Here is a 23,009-nt window from a genome sequence, read left to right on the forward strand (position 1 = left end):
TAACCATTAACTTCTCGGACGCCCCAGGGTAGTAATATAAAGAACCGCCTCATCAGGAGGAATCCCTAAAACTTCATTCACTTGATCATCAAAGAACCCACCAATACCACTTACACCCAATTGTAAATAAATCGCCGCTAAATTGAGCCGTTGTCCCAGGTGTCCCGCATCCAGATGCAGGTAACGATAAGCGCGATCGCCATACTTCGCCACAGCTTCCTGCAAGTCGGCTGTGTGAAAGAGAACCACACTCGCATCCCGCCCTAACTCTTGTCCCAAGCACAAATAGTGTAATTCCCGGCGGAAGTTCTTAAAGCGAATTTGCCTTAATTCTTGGGCTTTCGGTGCATAATAATAGCAGCCTTCCTCTAAACCTGTTACCCCAGAAATTGCCACAAAGGTTTCAATTAAGCTAAGATCAAAATAATCAGGATAACTCTCAAATCCTTGCTGGCTGTAATGTTGCGGTTGGTAGGTAAAATCAAGCAGCAATTTAAGTTCATCTAAGGTTAGGGTTGCACCATTATAAGCGCGAGTTGATCGCCGTTTAAGAATCGTATTTTCTAAAGCTTGAGGCGCATATCCTTCCCTGGTAATACTTCCCCATTGAATCGGCGGTGTAGCGGTGGAGACTTTGGTGCAGAAGGGAAAATTATACTTGTCTTCTCCTAAGTTTTCCGACTCTGAGTCATCGGATGATGGCGATTCGATTTTTTCCTTATCCGTCGGTTCAATTTGCGTTGCTTGGTGTAGGTAAGCTAGCAACTCCCCATCAGGAAGTTTGGGATAGTCAAACTGTGTCGCTGACGGTAAGACAGTGGGTTGAGAGAGGCTATTTTGTCCCTGGAGTTGATCAGCGAGGGGAACAACTGCGATCGCGCCCTCTTGTTCAGGGTTAAGATAAAGCAGATCATTCACCTTTTGATCGACAAAGCCACCAATCAGATAAGGGCGATACCCCGTTAACGCACCAGCTAGTTCAATATTACCCAACAAATGACCCGTATCCAGAAATATCCGGCGATAGGCGCGGTCTTCATAGCGCCAAGCCGAACGATAAAATATAGCTGTGGTGATTATCGCCAGTTCCGTTGTCTCTAAGCTAGGATGCTGGAAACAGGCATCTTGTAGCGCCAACCAAACCTCGCTATCCCAAAAATGCACCAGAGAATGGTTCGGACACTGATAGTTATAGAGTCCTGGCGGTAAGATAGAAGTACCGCGAGAAATTAAATAGACTTCCGCCGGATACAATCCCCCCGCCGACGGCGCCGCCCTTAAATAAACGGGAGGTCCAATCATCGTTTCCATCTTAGCGGTTAAGCCATAGCTGCACAAGAGCAACCGTGACAACCGCCACCAACGTTTCCCCGGTTCTTGGGTGAACCCTTGGGGATCTTCTTTGAGATAGGGCTTCAGGTCAATATTCGTCCCCAGTTTATACTCTTTAAAGGGTATTGGTTGATTGTCCCAGTCTAGTCGCTTATTTTTGGACGAGATCGTCTCCGGATCGTATTTGGTACGCTCGTGATAATGTTGCGCGATCGATAATTGTGGGTTGGACATCGTTTTTTCCGGTTGGTTTTTGCTCTGGCTTTTATCTAGAAGTTTTTAATAGTTTCCTTTCGGCTCGTCAAAACAGAAACCCACTCAACCTTCATCGCTCTTAGTTTTACCCTAGTGGAATGGGTCAAAAGTTAAGGGTTGATGGGCGTGGACTTGGAGCCGTATAGGGGTGAATCATTTCCAACTTAGATAATAAAACATCCCTGGATAGAATACAAAATTGAGTTGTTCAATTTTAGGGGCGACAACCGGATTTTATCTTCTTCAGCGTGAAGAAATGGTCTTCTGTGATGCCTAATGGCTAGATGAAGAGTCGCTGTCATCCCCTAAACTGACTTTCTTGATTATAGGATGAAAAAATATCGTCGTTTGGATACCGAGAAATCCAGTTGATTAGTCCTGATTTTGCCCTGCATTAAAGACATAATTATCACAAACAATCTCATTTGTCAATCCACCTAAGCAGGGAATATTAATTTTGATAATTATTAAAAAAAAGTTAGAAAAAATGTAGTTTTAGCTACAATGATTTAATATTTATACATACTTTGAGCTATAAATCTATAGTGACCTGATCAGGCAGATTAAATGGGGTTGAGGCACAAGCTTCAAGAGTCACAAAACAAATGGAGAAGATTGGTGGAAAACAGTTACTGGATCAATATGCTAGAGGTAGACGCGATTTTAGTGTGATTGATATCAGTGAAGCCGACTTATTTGAAGCTGATTTACAAGGCATTAATTTGAATGGATCTTCCTTACAAAAGAGTTATCTGCCTTATTCTAACCTCAGTCAAGCCCAACTCCAACAAGCCCAACTGCAATCTGCTGAGTTGAGCGATACTAAACTATACCAAACCAATCTATCTCAGGCAAATTTACAACAAGCGAATCTCTCAAGAGCGACATTACGTCGTGCCAATTTGCGAGGCGCTAACTTAGCGTATACCAATTTGCAAGGGGCTGATTTAGGCAATGCTGATCTAACAGATGCCAACTTGAATTATGCTAATTTAAGCGGGGCTAATTTAACCAAGGCAAACCTAAGTCAAGCTAACTTAAAGGGGACGAACTTTTTTCGTAGTCATAATGTTAATTTTTCCAATGCTTATGTCGATTTTTCAACCATTTATCCAGACGGACATCGATTTGATTGTGAGGAATCTGGCTTAAGCTGAAAATCAATACGGGCAAACCTTTGAGGTGTGTCCTCTCTGGAAGAAAACTGCTTCACCCTCATCCCCTAACCTCTTCTCCATCCCCCCCAGCCCCCCTTTGAAAGGGGGGAGGGAGAAGGAGAAGCATCACAAAATTATTTTTTATTGTTTTTTAGTAGTTTTTTTAATCAAGCAAATTATCAGCAATTTTCCCAAAAATAATGATTACAATTATCTAGATAGAGTATGATCAAAATCCGGTTTATTGATTTATTTGCAGGCATAGGTGGGATGCGCCTAGGCTTTGAACAAGCTGCTGATTCCTTAAACTGCAAAACTGAATGTGTTTTAGCGAGTGAAATCAGTGCAGATTGTCAATGGGTTTACCAAAATAATTTTAACCATGAGGTCTTAGGAGATATCCGGGCAATTAACCAATTACCGCCCCATGACGTTTTATTAGCAGGTTTTCCTTGTCAGTCTTTTTCCTACGCGGGGAAGAAGGCAGGATTTGGAGACACGAGAGGAACATTGTTTTTTGAAATATTGAGATTAATAGATACCTGTAAACCTCAAGCCTTAATTTTTGAAAATGTTCGCGGTCTTTATAGTCATGATCAGGGTAAAACTTTAGCAACAATCAAGCATGAAATTAAAAATCGAGGATATAGCTTCGATACATTTCTATTAAACAGTTCTAATTTTGGATTACCACAAAACCGGGTTCGCCTGTATATGGTTGGTATTTTAGGGGTTTCGCCAAAATTCGAGTTGATTTCTGATGTGGGTTCGCCCGATTCCCATTCTTATAATTGTCAGCAGCTATCTTTATTTAATCCATTAAGTAAACCTGTTGCTGTGGCTGATATATTAGAAGATAATCCTGATTCAAAATATGATTGTTCATCTGAGTTTGTTGAAGCTCTAAAAACCCGGTTAAACAACAATTTAACTCAATTGCATGGTCGGCGACTTATTGATTATAGAGGGGGAAATTCTCTGCACTCATGGGAACTGGGTTTACGGGGAAAATGTAGTCCGGAAGAAATTGAGTTAATGAACTGTTTTATTTTAAAGCGTCGGAATAAAGTATTTGGTCGTCATCAAGATGGTAAATTGCTTAGTCGAGAGCAAATAGCCAGCTTTTTTGAGCATCTCCATCTTGACCAGATTCTTGACTCACTCGTAGCCAAAAAATATTTACAAGTTGTTGATTGCAAATACAAGCCTGTATCGGGGAACTTCTCTTTTGAGGTTTATAAATTTTTAGATCCCCGTAAAATATCAGTCACGTTGGTGGCTAGCGATGCCAATCGATTAGGAATTTATCACAATCATCGAGTCCGGAGAATCACACCGCGAGAAGCCGCACGTCTCCAAGGATTTACCGATGATTTTATTTTGCATTTTAATGATGATAAAGCGTACTATCAGTTAGGTAATTCAGTCAGTATCAATGTTGTGAAAGCTGTCGCCAGTGACGTTATTTTGAATACATTATCAGGTGAAAGCGCCAACAAAAGTTTGATACCGCTCAACTCTCTATCTGGAGGGTAATTATCGGTGCGATCGCGTTAAAAGTTACAGACATTCAGATTACAATTAAAACCCTAATCTTGATGATAGTTGAAATTTAATAAAATTCCCGACCTAAGCCTAGATAGGATCAAAACGAATACAGTTTCTGACAGACAAACTCAACTTGAGGAGTTGAAGTTATGAAAACTGTTCCTTAAGCTGTCATGCATTTAAATTGGGTATTAGTAGCGAGCAAGATGCTCGCACTACAAGGATTTCACCATTATTGATATTAAGGTTTAAATGCCGAACAGCTTATTCCCGATTCAATCAACTATGCTTAGGTTGTCGTAGCCAGTGAGAACGTAGGGGACTGAGGATGCGATTGAGTAGGCGAATTTGTTCGGCTGTTCCCATGCAGATGAGTACATCCCCAGATAGTAGCGGGGTTTCACCATTAGGTCCAGCGATCAAATTGCCATCAGCGCGGCGAATTGCCAAAACTAATGCCCCCGTTTGCGATCGCAAATTGGCTTCCCGCAGTGTTTTTCCGATAAAGGGACAGGTTTCGGCGTCAATCAGAAACTCTTCCATGTAAAATGAACGATCAGCCCCAGTGAGAATCCCATCCACAAAGTCCATTACTTGGGGTCTTAGGGCAGCCGATGCCATGCGCTTACCCCCGGTGATGTAGGGGGATACAACAGCATCTGCACCCGCACGCTGAAGCTTTTTCAGGGCTTCTTCAGAACTTGCCCGCGCGATCGCCCGAATTTTTGGGTTGAGGGTTTTGGCGGAGAGGATGGTATAGAGATTTTCGGCATCAGACGGTAACGCGGCGACTAAACAAATCGCCTTTTCGATACCCACCGCCTGCAGGGTACTATCTAAAGTCGCATCCCCTTGGGCAACAATATAACCCAACTCCCGCGCCTCCTCTACCTGATCAACTTGAGAGTCGATCGTGACAAACTCAATCCCCTCAGCCTTAAATTCTAGGGCAATCTGACGCCCTGTACGTCCAAAGCCGCAGAGGATGTAGTGGTTATCTAAGGTATCAATCAAGCGTCGTCTTTGCCTCAGTCGAATTCCTTGTTGAAAGTAGCCTTGAATTAGGGCTTCTGTAAAGCGATTGACAATATAACCAATGGCGACAAGACCCATTAAAATCAGGGAAATGGTGAACAGGCGTCCGCGATCGTCCAGAGGATTTGTCTCTCCATAGCCAACCGTCGCCAGAGTAATGATCGTCATGTAGGCAGCATCCGACCATGACCACCCCTCCACCAGTTTGTACCATAACGTACCAATTAGAGCGACTCCCAAGAGGGCAAGTCCACCACCAATCAGTTCTTTCCGCAAACGTTGATATTTCTCTTCCAGGGTTGAGTACAAGGAGACGAATGATTGATAACTATTCCCATAATCGGCTACTTTCACTTTAGGATAAAATTTTCACATTGCGTCCCTGGAGTAATGATGGCATTATCTGACCAAATTATGGCAGATGGGGGAGTTCCTTGGTGTATTAGTTTCGCCAGTGGTGATGCAACGGGTTGGGTGGGGACAGACTGGATCGAGGATATCATGCTACGAACCGTGGCACCCCAGGTTGATGACCAATGGGTGTTCGTTTAAGCCTGTAATAAGGTTTGCTTATCACCATAAATCTGAGAAAATCCAAGAAGTCTTTATATTAGAAAAAGATGTTTGAACAACAACCAAAACAGCTACGACAGAAGGTGGATTTTTTAGCAACACAAGCTCTAGAAAAATCTGATCCATCAGGATGGTTTGAAATTCTTTATTCCCAAGCCAATGGTGATCCCCAACAAGTACCGTGGGCGCGTTTGCAAACCCATCCCTATTTCCAAGATTGGCTAGATAAAAATAAGCCAAAAGGAAATAATCCCTCAGCTTTAGTCATTGGCTGCGGATTAGGCGATGATGCAGAAGCATTGGCTAGATTAGGTTTCAACGTGACAGCCTTTGATATTTCCCCAACTGCGATCGCATGGTGTCAGCAACGATTCCCCAACTCCCCGGTTACCTACGTTGTGGCTAATTTGTTCGCCTTAGATCCGGCTTGGCGTCATCAGTTTGACTTGGTATTAGAATGTCGGAATATCCAAGCGTTACCGTTAAATGTACGAGCAACTGTGATTGATGCGATCGCGTCTTTAGTCGCTACAGGGGGAACTCTATTAGTAATCACCCGATTTCGCCAGACAGATGCTGAACCCGATGGTCCACCTTGGGCGCTTTCTGACAGGGAACTTGCCCAATTTCAGGAGTTAGGATTAGAGGAAGTTCATCGGGATAGCTTTATTGAAGCCGAGAACCCTTCTGTACAACAGCTTCGGATTGAATATAGGCGATCAAGACAGTAGAGGTAAGCCGACTTAATAGCGAAACCCTTAATATACTGTAGGGTGGGCATTGTCCACCAGCATACCAGCCAGTGTCATTCGACTTACTATTTCAATCAGTTCAAAAATTGACAATGGATAATGAACAATGGATAATGACCTCTCCTTAAAAGAAGAGGATTGAAATTAAGGAAAATCTTTTTTAATTTCTTCGTAAACGAAGAGATCTTAGACCCAATTAATCAATTGTCAATTATCAATTATTAATTATCCATTGATAAACGGTTAAAAAGGCTGAAAAAGAATGGAAAAGGTAATCCCATGATCTTGCAGAGAACCTCCTTCATCCTCAACATTATTCAGGGGAATCCCCCAATACAGTTGCGCGGACCAAGACGGATCTCGTTGCCACAAAAGTCCTAACCCAATACTGGTTAAGGTGTTAGGACTGGTAACCTCATCTTCGTGGTTCCAAACCGTGCCAATATCAAAAAAAGGAGCGATTTGGACAGTCCCAATCCCCTCAGGTTGGCGGATAATCGGTAAACGAATTTCCACGGAACCGATAATCCCATTGTCAGCCACACGTTGATTTTGGCGATAGCCGCGCACGGTATCAATTCCACCAATACTGAACTGTTCGAGAGGTAAGAGAGAATCATTCGATAATTGCGCTCCAGCACGAGCAATAATGATACTATCAGCGCCTAAAGCCTGCACCCACTGAAACTGTCCCACCCAACTCATAAAGCGCCCATCAATTCCCGTATCATTGATTGTGGCATCAAAAGCATCTAAACCAAAACTAAACTGCGATCGCGCGGCTAAGACGCGATCCGTTGAACGATTTACCCAGTCTTGGCTAAACCGCAATACGGTTACTTTCGATTCCCCATCTTCAGGTCCGAGGGAAAAGGAAAATGGGATATCCTCAAGGACAAAGGTTTGACTTTGGCGTAAATCCAGGGACAAGGAAAGGGCAAAGTCACTCGTCGGCTTGTGGACAATCGGTTGGCGAAACCCAACTGAAAAGGTTTCCGAGTGGGAGTTAATGTCTAAGACTGAAAACGGATCTTCGACAATTTCACTATCGCTATGGTTATAGCTGAGCCTTAACTTACCATCCCTGGGATTTAAGGGGATTTCATAGCTAAGACCATACTGATCAACACCTTCAGTTATGCTATAGTCTGCACTCAAGCGATCGCCTAATCCCAACAGATTCTGATTCTCTACTCTCACTGTCCCCCCTAGGGAACCGACACTGGGAGAGTCTCGATTTTCTATAGTCACAGCACTCGTCCAAGGTTTTGCCTCTTCTAGCTGTAGGGTTAAGACACTCGTACCTGCTATCGTTCCCGCCGATAACTCCGCTTGAATTTGATCGAGTACCGGATCAAGTTGCAGCAGTTGCAGTGCTTCTTCTAAACGACGAAGATTCACCGGGGTTTGAGCCGCCAACTGAATCCGCGATCGCACATAATCCTCCTGCAAACGTTCCAATCCTTGAATATCAATCCGTTCAATACTACCTTCAACCACCTGAATACTCACCACACCATTAGTAATATCCTGAGACGGCAAAAAAGCACCAGAGGTGGTGTAGCCATTATCCGTATATAACCCGGTAATCGCCGTGCGAATCGCTAATAATTCTTCAAAGGAAGCATTTTGACCAATAAAAGGCGCAACAACGGCTTGTAATTGAGTCCCAGAAAAAACCGTACTCCCCAATACCTCCACTCGTTTTATTTTGACATTTACATCTAAATTTGGTATGGATGTCGGGTTAATTTCCGGAGTGGGTGTGAGTGGGGGAAGTGATGGGGGAAGTGATGGGGACGTCGTCGGTAAAGAAGGCAGATTGGGACGAGTGGGTTCCAGGATACCCGGTGGAATATCCGGATTAGTTTGACTCATCCATGGCAAGTCTTGAGCTAGGGCGGTACAACTCCAGCTCAAGTAAACCATATTTAAAGCCCAAAGAAACCGTTTAAACATGAAACCGTAGCGCAAAGGTCATCGGTTGACAAGGATGCAGAGAAACCCCGGACTGTTTAAAGCGTCTAGTTGCAAAAAAAAATAATTCATACCCCATTGCCTTCATGCTAAGTAATATTCTTTTATTTCTTGTTCTGGTTTTATCATCACTTACCGGAAGAAATACAATATAGTAGCAGCTTGCGGAGACTAATTGTCCCCTGTTTTTGCACGTTGAGAAACCCTGAGCTCCTCAAATTTAGACCACCCAGTTCCGGTGGAAATTTCCTAAAATAGAGTTAATCGTTATCGTTGTTCCGAAAAATGTCCCACGGTTGGCAGCTTTGGCGTCGATTTATTGGATTATCCTTAGCCAGCCTTGTCTTTTGTATCAGCTTTCATCCCTGGTTTACTGGGCAAGCCGAATCCGCAACAGAAATTCAACAGCAGCAATTGCTCACACCGACTGCTGAAAAACAGCTCGTGTCCAAGGGAATTGAATCCTATCAAATCGGAGAATTTGCCCAAGCCATTACCTTTTGGGAACAAGCCCTACCTCAAATCACCGACGAAAAAGATAGAGCAATTGTTCACAATAACCTAGCTTTAGCTTATCGGCAAATGGGGGAACTAGCTCAGGCGATCGCGCACTGGGAAAAGGCGATCCAAATTTACCAGGCTTTCCCCGATGCAGAAAACCGCAAACAGATCGCGGGACTATTAACCGAACAAGCCCAAACCTACAATGATTTGGGACAGCATCCGCGAGCGATTACTCTCTTAGAGTCAGCCATTGAACTCACCACTAAATACCCAGATCCCTTAACGGAAGCAGCCGCTCAGGGCGCTTTAGGCAATGCCCACTGGAGTTTGGGAAACTATGATCAGGCGCTCTCTGCCCACAAACGTAGCCTAAAAATTGCCCGCGAATTGAATAATACCAGCTTTATCGCCACAGCTTTGAATAACTTGGGGAATGTTTACATGAGCCAAGCCACCCGGTATAGTTATCAGGCGCAGGTGGCTGAGTTAGAAGGAGATATTGAACAGACAACGCGCTTAACCCAAGAAGCGATTCAGGATTGGACCCAAGCAAGAACATTCTTTGAGCAAAGTCTACAAACGGCTCAAGCCTTAGAGAGTTTGACCGAAATTAAAGCCTTAATGAATTTAAATCGCTGGGTGATTAGTCGTCATCTAGTCAATGTTGGTAACAATTCAGCCCAACCATTGAGTAGTGCTGATCAAGAATTTCTCCAGACGAATTGGCAACGAGTCAGAGAACTCCTAGTTAGAATACCCGATTCGCGACAGAAAGCCTATACGTTGATTAACCTAGCACAGAGTTTTCAACGTATCGAATCAGAGGCTTCGACACAGGAGTCGCTCCAGCTTTTGAGCCAAGCCATAATGGTTGCTCAAAAGATTGGCGATGCTAAAGCTCAATCCTTCGCCCTAGGGAGCTTAGGACAATTGTATGAATCAGCCGGAGACTACAGCACGGCGATGGAGTTGACTCGCCAAGCGGAATTTAGAGCCCAGCAAATTCAATCATCCGATAGTTTGTATCGCTGGCAATGGCAAGCAGGGCGGATGCTGAAAGCTAGAGGAGCCACCACTCAAGCCATTTCCGCTTATGAACAAGCAATCGCGACGCTGCAAAACATTCGCGGCGATTTAGTTACCAATAAAGAGTTACAACTGGATTTCCGGGAACAGGTTGAACCCGTTTATCGGGAATTGATTGATTTGCTCCTGAATGCTTCCAGTGGCGATTTGAGCGATCCTAATTCCCCGGTAGCAGCCTCACCCCTGAAAAAAGTCATCGATATCGTCGAACTGCTTAAACTAGCAGAGTTGGAAAACTTTTTCGGCGATGAATGTGTGCAAGTAGCGAAAGACAAAGCCCAAAATGAGAAAGGATTAGCCGATGCTAATGCGGCTGTCATCTACTCGATCATTTTGAATGATCGCACCGAAATGATCCTGCGCTCGCCTGATGGTTCCCTGAAAAACTATCCTATCCCCATCAGTAAAGAAGATATGGAAGCCGAGATTGAGCAGCTACGCTACTTTCTCGAACTGCGAACCACAGAGCAATATATCTTCCAAGCGAAAGAAATTTATAATCTGCTGATTCGTCCTCTGGAAGCCGATTTAGCTCTCATGCAACCCAAGACTTTAGTCTTCATCAACGATGGCGTCTTGCGTCAGATACCCATGAGTGCGCTGCATGATGGTCAAAAGTTTTTGATTGAGAAGTATCCCATTGCGATTACCCCGAGTCTGTCATTGACTACGAGTCAACCGCTAGATCACAATCACTTAAGTGTGTTGAGTATGGGTTTAACGGTTGCTAGACCTCCATTTTCCGCCCTCACGAATGTAAAAGCTGAGCTAAAGGCGGTCGAAGAAATATTAGGCGGGACTGAGTTAATTGATCAGGAATTTACATTCTCGAACTTGCAAGCAAAACTAAGACGCAAAAATTTTCCCGTTGTTCACATGGCAACCCATGGCAAGTTTGGTGTCGATTCCCAGAGTACATTTCTACTGGGTTATGATCAACAAATTAGTATTGAAGAACTCGACAATTTATTGCGTTCTCGCGGTCGTCAAGAAGCGGTGAAACTCCTCACCTTGAGTGCTTGCCAAACGGCGACGGGTAACAATCGCTCAGCGTTAGGAATTGCAGGTGTCGCTGTTCGAGCGGGTGTCGAGAGTGCTTTAGCGACGCTGTGGTATATCAATGATGAAGCGACTGTACCGCTGATTGCCGAATTTTATCGCCAACTGAGCCAACCTGACATCACCCGGGCAGAAGCGTTAAGACAGGCGCAGCTTCAGATGATCTCTAATGTCAACTATAATCATCCTGCGGTTTGGTCGCCGTTTATTCTGATTGGGAATTGGAATTAGTTAGGGCTTGCTCAATTGAACTCAAAAGAGGGAGTAGGGATACACCATTTATCCCTACTCCCGGTATTGCACTAATGTTCACGCTCTACCCGCTTTCCGTTACATAAGACCTACTCGAAGCTAGTGGGCTGTCCATTTGAATGTTTATGGTCTTATGGCAACATTAAGCCGTTCTTGCTGGGTCACTTGAGTCAAACCAACTTGCTCAAGCAGAGCCAGAAAATCATCGTTGGTGGCTAGCTCATGGGAATTAGCCGTTGGCACGTTGGACATTGCCGCTAAGGCATCGTACCAAAGCCCAGATTCAGCATAGCTCCAAGCGCGATCGCGCCACACCTGTGTTGGCACATTGCTCTTGAGAGGAGGAGTCGATGGCAGTTGTTGTTCTAAAACCCCTGGTGTGCGTACACGCTCAATCCAGCTAATAAATACGGGATTGGCTGACGGACGCTTGGTATTACAGATCAGAGTTACTGACCATTTATAGGTTCGTCCGGTTTGCAGTTCAGGTCGGTCTTTGGGAAGTTGCAACTGCATCATTCCCATCTGGGGAGAGTCAATCTGTTTCTCAAATAGCGGTTCAGGAACTCCAGGTTCCACTAGAGCAAACCGCATGGGTACAGAGACAGGCTGTGATAAGTGCCAGAAAAAGGTAGGATGACCCGATGTGGTTTGTCCAGCATAATCCTCCGATGGGATTAATAACGTCACTAAATCGTTGGTTAACGATTGGCTACAGCCGCGTGAACCCGACCCAATCGTCCGCCGTGGATTACTTGCCACGGGTGGTATATATTGTTTAGACGCACGATTGGTTGACGTTGATTTTAACTCCGCATTGGCGGGTAGATCTTTCCAGGTCGAGGTCAGAACTTCTAATTTTTTTGACGACTGAAAAATCCGGGGTTCAGGTAGATCTAAAAAGCCGAACATTTGCAGGGAAACAATTGAAGCTGTCCCGGCAATGATGGTTACTAATTTTTGCCGAGTAGTGTTCATGAGATTAGGTCCTTCGTTTCATAAGGGTCTTTTGACAAAGGTTTTGGATGTGATGCACCTACTCTAGCTGTTGAAAAATTTTGCCTGAAGAATTTTAGACTCAATAGCGCTCTTTGCTGGCAAAATCTAAATCATTATACAGGGCATTTTGAACAACTACAGCAAAATTTGATAAATTGCGGTTAACTGTTCGCGCCCTTTGAGTCTCACCTGACCGATTTGTTTCGTGGGGAATTGATTTTGCAGATGCTGATAGGTTTCTTCATTGATTAAAATCCGGCAAATTCCCCCATCTAGAGTTTTATCGTAACTTTCTAATCGAGCCGCGACATTCACGCTATCTCCTAGGGTGGTATAGTCGAGTCTTTGAGAGTTTCCCAAGCTACCTGTGACGACATCTCCTGTAGCAATTCCCACGCGCATCGCTGTTTGGGGATAGCCTTGACGTTGCCACTCTTGATTGAGGGTTTGCAGTTTCTGTGCCATGGCTAAAGCACAGTTGACGGCGGCTATAGCATCTTGAGCAATTTCCTCGGATGTCGTGCGTTTAATCGGCACGCCAAACACAGCCATCACCGCATCTCCGATAAACTTATCCACAACACCGCCATGGTCTAGCACCGTCCCAGCCATAGCATCCATATATTGGTTCAGCCAAGCCATAAGCACTTCCGAACTCATATTTTCTGCTACTGTACTAAACCCTTTGAGGTCTGAGAACAGAACCGTCGCCGTCATTTTCTGACCACGTAGACGTCCTTCTTTGAGAAGTTGTTCGCGATCGCGCCAAATTGCTTCGGCGATTTGCTTCGTTACATGGCGACCGAATAAATTCATAACGGTGTGTCGCTCTTCACGCTCGAAGTTGGCGATGTACCCCGTAGTTGCTGTAGCGGCACCCAATAAAGCCAAGGCGGGAGGAATTACAGGAATCCACCAACTGCTGATGATAAAGGCTAAGTAGCTGCTCCCCACCAAACCTGCCAGCGCGAACAAAAGGCTGATTAGTGTCCAACGCGGCAGTAATTTAGCCAAACCTCCAGCATCTCGCAAAACCCAACACAGGGTTGCACCCGTTAAAGACCAGAGGAAAATCCAGACCACCTCGATAGGTTCGGACCAAGTTTTGAGTCCAGAACGTCCGTCTAAGGCTGAACTGAGCAATTGACTAATTATGTTAGCCTGAGCTTCTATCCCAGGTGTGCGCTCTTGGGTGGCAATTTTATCACCACTATAAGGGGTGTAGAAGAAATCATTCAGGCTAGTTGCCGTTGCCCCAATTAAAACGAGGCGATCGCGCATTAAGTCTGGTTGTATCCGATCTTCGAGTACCTCTGTCAATGACACCCTGGAAAAGGTACGCGCCGGACCCCTATAGTTTAGCAAAATCTGGTAACCCCCGTCATCTGCGCTAACATAACCGCCGTCATTGGCTGAAAAAGGTTGAAATGTTCCCTTCCCTAAATGAAAAATGTGGGGATTCGTTTGTGACGGTTGAGCTATGATATTTTGCGCTTCTAAATACATTAACGCCAGTCTCATGCTAAACGAGACAGTGGGTTGATCGTTTTTAACCATATAAAGCAACCCTCGACGCAGCTTGCCATCCGCATCGACCACCACGTTATTAAACCCCACTTGTCCTTTTTGGTCTAACATCGGTGGGGGAGCTACACTGGCGCTAGAATCTTGCTGATTAATTTTTTCTATACCGATTAAATTTGGAGTTGTTTCCAAAACTTTGATCAATTCGTTCTGACCGGGCAAAACAGGTAAATCTCGATAAAGGTCAAGACCAATCACTCTGGGGTTTTGAGCTTTTATGGTTTTGAGCAGTTTAGCCAGGACAGAATCAGGAATGGGCCACTGTCCGACCTTTTTTAGATCTGTCTCACTAATTCCCACAATCAGGATTCGTTCATCGACAGGTTCTCGTGGACGCCAGCGAAAGTATTGGTCAAGAGTTGCCCATTCCCAAGCCTGTAAAAAGCCGAGCAGCCGTAATAAGATAACGAGTCCAGCTACACCAGGAGCAACAGTCCAGACACCTCGCCCTGCCCAAATTTTTTGTCTCAGTTCTTTCCACATCCTATGTCCGTGCGCTCCTTGATGGTTAGAAGGCTAGTACAAAAAGGCAGATGGCAGATGGCAGATGGCTGCACTTGTTTAGGGTATCTGCTTTTTCGCAAGCTTGTTAACGGGTAGATGTTTGAAGCGGCGCTGCACTAGCTCTTTCACTTTACCTTATTCAAGGGTGAAGTAATGGGAACCGAAAAATTAGGTTTTAAGGAATAAATTATTATTGAAACTTTAAATTCGCCCTCGATAAATACTGTTTTGGAATAATTATTCCTGAGCGAACTGCTATTAGGGGACTCGCTATTCTTCTTGTGATGCAGCCTGATAGCAGATTAAATCATCAGCGTTAATCATCGCCACCAGTTCAGGAGCAGTACCCACTATGATACGTCCATCAGACGTTACCATCATACCTTGAGCTTCTTGAATTGGGTCACCAGGTTTCCAGAAACTGGGGGTTGAGGATGGGGAATTGACAGTTAGTGCAGTCGCTTGTTGTCCCCCATCGCCAGTAATTCCCTGAACCTGAGTGACAGTATAGCGACCCTGTAGTGGATCATAGGGGGTATTCGGTAAACCACCCGTACCCGTCACGATAAAGCTACCTTGCTCCTTATTGCGGTGGGTAAGGCAACTATCGGCAATTACTTGCTCTGGAGGGACAAAATTAGTGGACAGGGACGAGATAGAATTTTGATCCAAGCTCAGAGAAGATACTGATAAGCTACCAGATGTCGCCGTGGAACTCGTACCTAATGCCTCGACTGAGATATCCACTCGATCATTCCCACGAAATGGTTCAAAGGAACCTGGGTTGCGACCTACGGCTGTTGCTTGACCACTGGAGAAAAGGTCTGCCAGAAACACGGGAGAGACAATCTCAATATTACCCCCCCTGCCATCAAAGGCATTTGCCAGAATGTCACTATCTTCTAGAGCGATAAAGACATCGGAGTTAATCGTAATATTGCCGCCGCCACCGATACTCTCAAAAACGCTGGTACTGATTAAGCTACCGTTGCGTAGATGAATATCTTCAGCCGTGATGTCGATGTCACCTCCTCCTGCTTGATCTGAGGTTGCCCTGATTTCTCCGCCATCTCGGAGTCTTAGGTTATTGGTAGTAATAGCTAAATTTCCTGCATCACCCGTTCCTTCACTGGAAACTTCCAATCGGCTAGGAATAACCTGGCCATCTTCTCCTAAACCATTACCAATAACGTCTACAGTATCTGAGGCGCTTACCGTCAACCTTCCACCCTGACCTGCACCGGAGGTCGCAGCTGATACAATTCCTCCATCTCGGAGTCTCAAGTTATTGGTGGTAATCGCTAAGTTTCCCGCATCGCCTGTTCCTTGACTTGAAGCTTCTAAACTACTGGGATTGATCTGACCTTCCATACCAATACCTGTACCCATAATTGCCACAGAATCCGAGGCATTGATTGTTATCGTTCCTCCCTGACCCGCATCAGATGTCGCTGCTGTTAGTTTTCCCCCATCCTCAATAATTAGCCGTGCTGTAGTAATCTCTAAATTTCCCGCATCTCCATTGGTGGAAGTTTGAACCTGTAATTCACTTGAGCCAACAACTGGAGAACTACCGCGTATTTGGATTGACTCCGAAGCAGTTATAGTTAAGTTACCACTGCGACCTGTACTAACAGAACCTTTGATTAATGGAAATGAACTTGTAGATATTCCTGCTCCATCCCGGACGATTAGCCGCCTAGTATGAACTTTTATATCTCCTGCATTGCCGTCATTTCCCGTGATAGTGTTTATGCTGGTAGACCCCAGAATATCTGAAAATCCACTCAGTTCTACTGATTCTGAGGCAGTCACAACTATTGTTCCGGCTGGGATTGACCCAAACGTGGAAGAAGAAATTTGTGAACCATCAGTCAGTGTTATATGTCTGCCTTGTATTTGGATATCACCACTACCGATATCTCCACTATTAAAAAAAGGCAAAGGACTCAGATCAGTTACATCAATGATAGCTGTTTTAGATAGATGAATATCTTGAAAATTCTCAACGCTCTCATAGCTTAAAGTCAAACCTTGGTTCGTTGGGTTCAAGGTAACTGTACTCTTGTTACCCACGCTTCCTACTTCGATCCGCCCACTTGGTGCTGTTAGATTTCCACCTTCTAGGATAACTTCACCGCCTACAAGTGCTAAGCTTTTATCTGCATCCACTCGCAAACCCGCAGGAGTTGCGTTACCACTAATCTGTTCCTGCAGATCACCCCGACTTGCTTGAGAGCGGTTGATAATCCGTCCAAGAGAGTTTCCAAATTGCAGCCCTACAGGAACACTGACGGTAAGCAGCGATGAGGCTGAAGGGTTAGTGGCACTGAACTCTGTGCCATCGGCAAATTTTACACTATCGGCTGTGCTGGCAATAAAAGAACCACCCAAATCTAGGGCAGCTTCAGCACCAAAGATAATGCCATTGGGATTGAGGAGAAATAAATTAGCATTACCTTGCGCTTTGAGTAAACCATCAATGTTCGAGATTGAATCCCCGGTCACACGGCTGATAATGTTTTGGACAGTAGAGGTGTTGTCAAACAAAGCTGCTCCACCCGTCGGCACTGAAAACTTATCAAAGCTATGGAAAAGGTTTTCTCCGGCTTGGCTACCTCCAGTAATAGTGAATTGAAGATTGTCAGAACTATTAACATTTGTGGGTAATGTCCCATCTGGGGCAATTTGCCCTTGAACGGAGTTGACTGCAATTAAAAAGCAATAGGGAAAAATTTGAAGTAGCCAGAATGGGTAGCGGTATCGTTTCATACAAGTACCTTAGGGGTTACTAATAAAAGTTTAACAACTCAAAACCCTACTAAGGTTTCAATAATCTCTGATTATCTTCACCAACACCACAAAAAATTTATCCACATCTACGACGTACAGAACCAGGTTCCCCAACAACGCAGAAAATCTGAGGTAGTCGTATCCTCTATCTGCTGTTGAGGACTCACAGGCTGGTCTTGCCTGACCCTATTCTCCATGGTGGCATTAGCAGAAACAGGAGCTGCGCCAACTTGAGTAGAAAATGTTAGACTGAGAGCGATCGCGGTAGATGCAACGAGTTTCATTTTTCCTTTCTCCGAGTAGATGTACGAGCCTTTGAACTGGGTGTTTCTTCACCTAGCCCTAAAATTTTGAGAGATAAATTGCTCTTATCAGAGACTTTTTATTCAGTTCTTGGATTTACCCTGTTAGTGGCGCACCCGATTAGTAGAAGTTTGAGAGAAATCTTTTTCTGCCACTGCCCTATAATTAAACTATACCAAGAGAAAAGACAGAATCGGTGATCTTTATCAAAGCTTCATTGAGAGTTCATACCACCTTAATAAGTACATCTTATGCTTTAAGTTTTCTTCACAGAAGTTCCGGGTTAAGGGATACACCGAAGTTTCAAGATTAGAGGACATTAAACGTAATACACAAAACTGTAGACTAGCGACTATGACTGTAGTTAAACCGAAATACAGTTGAAATACGTCCTAGGTTTAGTGGTGTTTAAGTTATGGCTATCAGTTGAATCAGGTTAAATTATTCGTTGATCCGGAGGGCGACTTTCTCTTTCCCTCAAAGTGGGTGCTATTGATTCTCTGTGTGAGAGTTGCCACAGTGAAACCCTGATGATAGAAGGGGTGAGTTTTATTCTCTCGTCAGAGTTTTTTAACCAAGTTAGTCTATGCTAAGAATTGTAATGTAAGATTTGCTTATGTTAAGAAGTGTGACGCAATAATTCGTAACATCAAAGTTACTATAGAGTTATTCACATTCTTTAGCTTCACATTTCATAAAAGCTGGGTCGTCGGTAAGTATTTTTACTTGTTTAGGCGGACTTGATATTACACCGATGATCGAGAAACCTGAAGCGCTGTGTCGGGGAAGTCACTGAATAGTGCGTCAATTCCCAGGCGATAGAATTGCTGATACTCCAACTCAGGATTACCTTGATAGTCTGGGGCGAGAAAAACCTCTTCATTGCGGAATGTCCAGCCATGAACCTGCAAACCCTGAGCATGAGCCTCATCTAGCAACGAGGTGGGGGGTAATAAGTAACCATCCGCTCCTGTGGGTACAATCAGACGTTTGTTAACGCCGATCGCATCGGCATAATCAGCAATTTCCCTTAATCCCTGAGGCGTTACTAGATCTCGATACATCCGACTGCTATTGTCACACTGTTGAGGATGAGCGATAAAATCGTAGGGTTGACCGATGTCATTCACTAACTGGACTAAAGATACATCCGTCATCTGCTTGAGCGCTTTCAAGTTCGCCGTTTCAAAGGATTGAATGAACACAGGAGAGTTGCGATCGCACCAACCGTACTGGTTGAGGATATTTACCAATGGTTCTTCTAGCGAGAGTCCGATCGCGTTAAAGTAGGTGGGATGCTTAGTTTCCGGATAAATGCCAATCCTGTGTCCAGTTGCAGCATTTTGGCGTTGGAGGAGTTCCAGAATTTCTACCAGGGTAGGAATATCAAACAAGCCATCAAATTCTGTCGAACGCAGGTGAGGTAATCGTTCTTTGACTCGTAGGGTTTTTAGTTCAGCGAGAGTAAAGTCTTCAGTAAACCAACCGTTGATAGTTTGCCCATCAATCATTTTAGTGGTTTGGCGATCGCGAAATTCTGGACGAGTCGCCACATCTGTGGTACTAGAGATTTCGTTCTCGTGACGCGCTACCAATACCCCATCCTGTGTCATCACCAAATCGGGCTCAATGTAATCCGCCCCCATCTGCATCGCTAATTCATAAGCAGCGAGGGTATGTTCGGGACGATAGCCACTTGCGCCTCGGTGAGCAATCACCAAAGGACGGGAAATGTTGTCACGCGATCGCATCCTTATATTATGTCCGTTATTATATTAATTATCCAACTCAACAGAGCTTCAGACGTTTGGCGACAAACCCCGATCGCCGTTTCTCCTCGTTCGGTTAGCTGTCGGCAAAACTCTAAGCCGATACCTCGGTTCGCACCTGTCACTAAATAAGTCGCCATATTCACCCATAAATTTCATCCCTACGCTATTGTGCCAGATATTGGAGTGAAGTTTCCCCTGTGCAAATGTACTATATGAAGCATGAAGCCCCACTCCGTAATAGTTTTAGCAATTGACCCTCCTCTATTTATAGAAATTAATGTAGTTTAGTTTGTTTCTACCAAGCTACTTAATTTGACTAAGAATAGAGAGATTGATTGACTTAAAGAACTGTGAATAACTGAACGACTTGCCCTAGGGCAAAGCCAGAGTGGATAATTGAACAAGTTAATTAAATGCAGTTATGAGGAATCCGCTAAATCATCCAATTCTAGAGCAAAGTTTCGCTATCATTGACCAAGAAATTGGCAAACATAAGTTTACTCCTGATGAATATGCTATTGTCCGGCGGATGATTCACAGTACGGCGGATTTTGAATTTGCTAAACTAATTCATTTTAGTCCAGAGGCAATTGCATCCGGAATTACGGCTATCCAAAATAAAACCCCGATTATTACTGATGTGGGTATGGTTAAACAGGGAATTACTGGAATGGTGGGCAAAACCTTCAGGAATCCGGTAATAGCGGCGGTTGAACAAGCATCTGTGGCGCTTCCTGGTAAGACTCGCACGGAAACGGGTTTATTAACCTGTTATCGTCAGTTTCCTGAAGCAATTTATGTCTTTGGTAATGCACCGACTGCACTCTTAGCATTATGTGCTGAGTTACAACAATCTTCGGTAAAACCAGCTTTAGTTATTGGCGCACCTGTAGGATTTATTTCTGTCTTGGAAGCAAAAGAGGCTTTAGCAAAAACTCTAGTTCCGCAAATTCGGATTAATGGGCGCAAAGGGGGTTCTCCTGTCGTGGCGGCGATTCTTAATGCTTTAATGGTCTTAGCCTGGGAAAATTCGGAAACTTAACTCGAATGTTGTTGAATTAAGCGTTTGTAGTAAGCGCTGTCTTCGCTTTTGGCAGGCTTCGTGCCTACTACGAACTACATAAAATATTAATAACAAATAACCAATGACCAATGATATTCATGTAGTCGGAATCGGTTTAGATGGTGCGGCGGGACTCACAGAATCCGTGCGACAATTAGTAGAACGGGCGACTCTGTTAGTAGGGAGCGATCGCGTCCTGAGTTACTTCCCTGATCATCCCGCACCCCGCCTGGTTTTGGGCGATTTGACTCCAGTGATCCGCGAGATTCGTCGTCAGTTGGCAAAGAATGACCAAAATTGCTGTATCATTGTGTTAGTAAGTGGTGATCCATTGTTTTTTGGCTTGGGACGTTTATTATTAGCCGAATTGCCACGAGAACACCTCACGTTTCATCCCCATGTCAGTGCGGTACAATTAGCATTTAGTCGGGTTAAAGTCCCTTGGCAGGATGCGGTGACGATTAGTAGTCACGGGCGTTCTTTAGAAAGGTTAACCCAAGCGCTACAACAGGGGACGGAAAAAATTGCCGTGCTTACGGATAAAATAAATACGCCGAGTGCGATCGCCAACCTGTTATTTGATCTGGATTTACCTGGTGATTACCAGTTTTGGCTGTGTGAAAACTTAGGTGGAACCGATGAACGAGTGAGGTGTTTGCCTGTGGATGCGGTACACTTAGAAGCGATCGCGCCTCTGAATGTCGTGATTCTCCTGCGTCAGCCTGAACCCAGTGATACCCCTATAGATGTCACCACATTACCCATTTTAGGGGTATCGGATCACAGCTTTGCCAGTTTTCGCGATCGCCCCGGTTTAATGACCAAGCGGGAAATCCGTACCCTGATTTTAGCAGAACTATCCCTACAACCCGAACAAATTATCTGGGATATTGGTGCCGGAACAGGTTCAGTGTCTATTGAAATTGCCCGATTATCGCCGACGTCTCAAGTCTATGCTATCGAAAAAACGGCGATGGGAACGGCTTTAATTGAACAAAATTGCCGTCGTTTACAGGTTACGAATGTTACCTCTATCTATGGTACAGCACCGGATATTTTGTCACAGCTACCCACACCCCAGCGTGTTTTTATTGGCGGAAGTGGAGGAAACTTGTTAGCAATTTTAGATCGGACGCAGGCGCAACTGGTGGATAATGGAATAGTCGTGTTAGCCTTGGCAACCTTAGAACATCTAAATCAGGCACTCAATTGGTTTAGCGATCGCGGTTGGACATATCGATTGTTACAGGTTCAGCTTTCCCGTTCCATTCCCGTCGCTCAACTCACCCGTTTTACCCCCCTGAATCCGGTGACGATTATTAGAGCCATCCCACCGGATACAATAGGGGTTGCTGAATAAGTATTGTGGTGGGGGTAGAGAGCAGGGGAAGCAGAGGAAGCTGGGGAAGCTGGGGGTGAGGGCTGTATAGTGAAGTACCCCACCTTGCTTCGCTCCTATGTGAGCACTTCCGCGATTACGTTAAAACGGGTTACTAACAACTGAACCACAAAACCAGCCCGGATTCCTAAGTCGTAGATTATGTAGAGACGTGCCATGCTACGTCTGTAATCAGTCACATGAAGCGAGTTACAGTTTATCTCAACCACGGAAAACACTGTACCGGAAGCTCCGATAACGGCAAAATGACCACGGAGAACTATACCTTGTATCCCGGTGATATGTGTATTGTTGATCCCGCCAATTCAAACAAACACAAATATAGAGGTAGAATTGGCAGACTGGATGGAACACAAAGAAAAGGAATTCCCCGACTCTGTTTCACCGACAAAAAAGGCGGTTATGGTTACATTAATCCCGTTGATCTCTCCCCTCTCCCCGCCAGTCTCCCCGCCATAACCAGCATCAAATCATCGTCCCAAAAACCACATCCCACCTTTACGGTAGACTTACCACCAAAAGTTCCTGGTGATAAAGATAGTCTACAACGCGCCATCTGTCTCCTGGGAAATCGCACTAAATCTGAACTCAAACAGAAACAGCAAACCGAATTAAGAGAACTGATTGGCACTTATCCCAACCCCCAGAAAGCCGCCGACTGGAAGAAAGGGTTAAAGCAAGTGGTTAAACAGTCGGATTAAATCAAGTAACCGTTAGGCTTCAAAATGCGCTGGAACGTCTGGGAGATGAGGGAGATAATTCATTCGTAGGGGTGAAGCATTCGCGCCCCAATTTATCGGTTTTCTACTCAAATCCCAACGCGAATGCTTCACCCAACCCCCAACCGTCAATTCCTAATCCCCAATCCCCAATACGGTTGACCAATAGAACAAACTAAGTATAGATGGGTAGAAAGGGACGCCATCTTCAAAACTTAATTTAAATTCCCTGAAATCCCCTGTAGACGGCAACTACACCCAACCATTACGGTTCTGCCCACTGATGGAGTAAATCATACAGAGGTAGAGTGTTAATGTAACGTACATAAAAATTTACAAAAAT

At 44.6% G+C, this 23,009-nt stretch carries 16 protein-coding genes and 1 pseudogene; 8 read left to right on the forward strand and 9 right to left on the reverse strand.

The window, feature by feature from the left end:
• Nucleotides 1-6 precede the first annotated feature (6 nt).
• A complete protein-coding gene (locus RLO19_RS12685) occupies nt 7-1,566 on the reverse strand; it encodes a SagB/ThcOx family dehydrogenase (RefSeq protein ID WP_446356862.1) in 1,560 nt (519 codons plus the stop codon).
• Between the two features lie 626 nt (nt 1,567-2,192).
• On the opposite strand from RLO19_RS12685, the gene RLO19_RS12690 reads away from it, so the two are divergent.
• Together RLO19_RS12690 and dcm are read left to right on the forward strand one after the other, a co-directional pair.
• Nucleotides 2,193-2,744: a pentapeptide repeat-containing protein gene (locus RLO19_RS12690; protein WP_446356863.1), complete on the forward strand. Its 552-nt coding sequence runs from the start codon at nt 2,193-2,195 to the stop codon at nt 2,742-2,744.
• A gap of 225 nt (nt 2,745-2,969) precedes the next feature.
• Entirely contained in the window at nt 2,970-4,280 is a 1,311-nt protein-coding gene (dcm, locus tag RLO19_RS12695) for a DNA (cytosine-5-)-methyltransferase (protein ID WP_446356865.1), read from the forward strand.
• 291 nt (nt 4,281-4,571) lie between these two features.
• Here dcm and RLO19_RS12700 read toward each other — a convergent pair whose 3' ends face one another.
• Nucleotides 4,572-5,636: a potassium channel family protein gene (locus tag RLO19_RS12700; protein WP_446356901.1), complete on the reverse strand. Its 1,065-nt coding sequence runs from the start codon at nt 5,634-5,636 to the stop codon at nt 4,572-4,574.
• A gap of 81 nt (nt 5,637-5,717) precedes the next feature.
• Here RLO19_RS12700 and RLO19_RS12705 point away from each other — a divergent pair.
• Together RLO19_RS12705 and RLO19_RS12710 are read left to right on the forward strand one after the other, a co-directional pair.
• Nucleotides 5,718-5,870, forward strand: a pseudogene (locus RLO19_RS12705) (carbohydrate ABC transporter substrate-binding protein); the annotation flags it as partial.
• Between the two features lie 77 nt (nt 5,871-5,947).
• Nucleotides 5,948-6,631, forward strand: a complete 684-nt coding sequence (locus tag RLO19_RS12710) for a class I SAM-dependent methyltransferase (protein WP_446356867.1) — start codon at nt 5,948-5,950, stop codon at nt 6,629-6,631.
• A gap of 264 nt (nt 6,632-6,895) precedes the next feature.
• On the opposite strand, the gene RLO19_RS12715 is transcribed toward RLO19_RS12710, so the two are convergent.
• On the reverse strand, nt 6,896-8,581 hold the full coding sequence (locus RLO19_RS12715) for a ShlB/FhaC/HecB family hemolysin secretion/activation protein (RefSeq protein ID WP_446356869.1): 1,686 nt from the start codon (nt 8,579-8,581) through the stop codon (nt 6,896-6,898).
• Between the two features lie 333 nt (nt 8,582-8,914).
• Here RLO19_RS12715 and RLO19_RS12720 point away from each other — a divergent pair, with 333 nt between their 5' ends.
• Nucleotides 8,915-11,509: a CHAT domain-containing protein gene (locus RLO19_RS12720; protein ID WP_446356871.1), complete on the forward strand. Its 2,595-nt coding sequence runs from the start codon at nt 8,915-8,917 to the stop codon at nt 11,507-11,509.
• A gap of 144 nt (nt 11,510-11,653) precedes the next feature.
• Here RLO19_RS12720 and RLO19_RS12725 read toward each other — a convergent pair whose 3' ends face one another.
• The 6 genes from RLO19_RS12725 to RLO19_RS12750 form a co-directional block, all read right to left on the reverse strand.
• The gene (locus RLO19_RS12725; RefSeq protein ID WP_446356873.1) at nt 11,654-12,508 is read right to left on the reverse strand and encodes a DUF928 domain-containing protein; all 855 of its coding nucleotides are present in this window, start codon (nt 12,506-12,508) and stop codon (nt 11,654-11,656) included.
• 156 nt (nt 12,509-12,664) lie between these two features.
• Nucleotides 12,665-14,596 (reverse strand): CHASE2 domain-containing protein, encoded by a 1,932-nt coding sequence (locus tag RLO19_RS12730; RefSeq protein WP_446356875.1) that lies wholly within the window; start codon nt 14,594-14,596, stop codon nt 12,665-12,667.
• A gap of 291 nt (nt 14,597-14,887) precedes the next feature.
• The gene (locus RLO19_RS12735; protein WP_446356877.1) at nt 14,888-17,389 is read right to left on the reverse strand and encodes a two-partner secretion domain-containing protein; all 2,502 of its coding nucleotides are present in this window, start codon (nt 17,387-17,389) and stop codon (nt 14,888-14,890) included.
• A 107-nt stretch (nt 17,390-17,496) separates the two neighbouring features.
• Complete coding sequence (locus RLO19_RS12740; protein ID WP_446356879.1) at nt 17,497-17,694, reverse strand: hypothetical protein; 198 nt, start codon at nt 17,692-17,694, stop codon at nt 17,497-17,499.
• Nucleotides 17,695-18,459: 765 nt separating this feature from the next.
• Nucleotides 18,460-19,464: a glycerophosphodiester phosphodiesterase gene (locus tag RLO19_RS12745; protein ID WP_446356881.1), complete on the reverse strand. Its 1,005-nt coding sequence runs from the start codon at nt 19,462-19,464 to the stop codon at nt 18,460-18,462.
• 2 nt (nt 19,465-19,466) lie between these two features.
• Complete coding sequence (locus tag RLO19_RS12750) at nt 19,467-19,622, reverse strand: hypothetical protein (RefSeq protein WP_446356883.1); 156 nt, start codon at nt 19,620-19,622, stop codon at nt 19,467-19,469.
• 284 nt (nt 19,623-19,906) lie between these two features.
• Between RLO19_RS12750 and RLO19_RS12755 the strand changes: the two genes are divergently transcribed.
• The 3 genes from RLO19_RS12755 (at nt 19,907) to RLO19_RS12765 (ending at nt 22,648) form a co-directional block, all read left to right on the forward strand.
• On the forward strand, nt 19,907-20,527 hold the full coding sequence (locus tag RLO19_RS12755) for a cobalt-precorrin-8X methylmutase (RefSeq protein ID WP_446356884.1): 621 nt from the start codon (nt 19,907-19,909) through the stop codon (nt 20,525-20,527).
• A 103-nt stretch (nt 20,528-20,630) separates the two neighbouring features.
• Complete coding sequence (cbiE, locus tag RLO19_RS12760; protein WP_446356886.1) at nt 20,631-21,908, forward strand: precorrin-6y C5,15-methyltransferase (decarboxylating) subunit CbiE; 1,278 nt, start codon at nt 20,631-20,633, stop codon at nt 21,906-21,908.
• A gap of 218 nt (nt 21,909-22,126) precedes the next feature.
• Nucleotides 22,127-22,648, forward strand: coding sequence for a hypothetical protein (locus tag RLO19_RS12765; RefSeq protein WP_446356887.1), 522 nt, complete (start codon nt 22,127-22,129; stop codon nt 22,646-22,648).
• Nucleotides 22,649-23,009: the final 361 nt, after the last annotated feature.

It is taken from the genome of Coleofasciculus sp. G2-EDA-02 (assembly GCF_040226375.1).
In the GTDB taxonomy this organism is placed as follows: domain Bacteria; phylum Cyanobacteriota; class Cyanobacteriia; order Cyanobacteriales; family Coleofasciculaceae; genus Coleofasciculus.

Bases quoted from the DNA above. Each gene is read 5' to 3' on its own strand.
- RLO19_RS12685 (WP_446356862.1), bottom strand. From the start codon at position 1,566: ATGTCCAACCCACAATTATCGATCGCGCAACATTATCACGAGCGTACC.
- RLO19_RS12690 (WP_446356863.1), top strand. From the start codon at position 2,193: ATGGAGAAGATTGGTGGAAAACAGTTACTGGATCAATATGCTAGAGGT.
- dcm (WP_446356865.1), top strand. From the start codon at position 2,970: ATGATCAAAATCCGGTTTATTGATTTATTTGCAGGCATAGGTGGGATG.
- RLO19_RS12710 (WP_446356867.1), top strand. From the start codon at position 5,948: ATGTTTGAACAACAACCAAAACAGCTACGACAGAAGGTGGATTTTTTA.
- RLO19_RS12715 (WP_446356869.1), bottom strand. From the start codon at position 8,581: ATGGTTTACTTGAGCTGGAGTTGTACCGCCCTAGCTCAAGACTTGCCA.
- RLO19_RS12720 (WP_446356871.1), top strand. From the start codon at position 8,915: ATGTCCCACGGTTGGCAGCTTTGGCGTCGATTTATTGGATTATCCTTA.
- RLO19_RS12725 (WP_446356873.1), bottom strand. From the start codon at position 12,508: ATGAACACTACTCGGCAAAAATTAGTAACCATCATTGCCGGGACAGCT.
- RLO19_RS12730 (WP_446356875.1), bottom strand. From the start codon at position 14,596: ATGTGGAAAGAACTGAGACAAAAAATTTGGGCAGGGCGAGGTGTCTGG.
- RLO19_RS12735 (WP_446356877.1), bottom strand. From the start codon at position 17,389: ATGAAACGATACCGCTACCCATTCTGGCTACTTCAAATTTTTCCCTAT.
- RLO19_RS12740 (WP_446356879.1), bottom strand. From the start codon at position 17,694: ATGAAACTCGTTGCATCTACCGCGATCGCTCTCAGTCTAACATTTTCT.
- RLO19_RS12745 (WP_446356881.1), bottom strand. From the start codon at position 19,464: ATGCGATCGCGTGACAACATTTCCCGTCCTTTGGTGATTGCTCACCGA.
- RLO19_RS12750 (WP_446356883.1), bottom strand. From the start codon at position 19,622: ATGGCGACTTATTTAGTGACAGGTGCGAACCGAGGTATCGGCTTAGAG.
- RLO19_RS12755 (WP_446356884.1), top strand. From the start codon at position 19,907: ATGAGGAATCCGCTAAATCATCCAATTCTAGAGCAAAGTTTCGCTATC.
- cbiE (WP_446356886.1), top strand. From the start codon at position 20,631: ATGACCAATGATATTCATGTAGTCGGAATCGGTTTAGATGGTGCGGCG.
- RLO19_RS12765 (WP_446356887.1), top strand. From the start codon at position 22,127: ATGAAGCGAGTTACAGTTTATCTCAACCACGGAAAACACTGTACCGGA.